At 54.3% G+C, this 322-nt stretch carries 2 rRNA genes; both read left to right on the top strand.

Features of this window, described 5'->3' with window-relative positions:
* Positions 1 to 76, top strand: a 16S ribosomal RNA gene (locus tag C3B52_RS35965); the annotation flags it as partial.
* Between the two features lie 130 nt (positions 77 to 206).
* Positions 207 to 322, top strand: a 5S ribosomal RNA gene (gene rrf, locus C3B52_RS35960); the annotation flags it as partial.

Genomic DNA, 322 nt, shown 5'->3' with positions numbered 1-322 from the left:
GAAGGTGGGGTAGATGACTGGGGTGAAGTCGTAACAAGGTATCCGTACCGGAAGGTGCGGATGGATCACCTCCTTTCTATGGAGATACGACGATTAACGCACATTCGCTGTTCAGTTTTGAGAGAAGTATTGCACCCCAAAAAGTGACGATTAAGCGTTGAAGCTTAGTCCGAGTACTTTCCGGGGACCCCACAACTCTCATATAGTCTGGTGATGATGGCGGAGGGGACACACCCGTTCCCATGCCGAACACGGCCGTTAAGCCCTCCAGCGCCGATGGTACTTGCTCCGCAGGGAGCCGGGAGAGTAGGACGTTGCCAGG

This window comes from Brevibacillus reuszeri, from assembly GCF_002897295.1.
GTDB lineage: Bacteria > Bacillota > Bacilli > Brevibacillales > Brevibacillaceae > Brevibacillus > Brevibacillus reuszeri_A.
The sequence above is the reverse complement of the archived record's forward strand: the minus strand, read 5'-3'. Positions and strand labels throughout refer to the sequence as shown.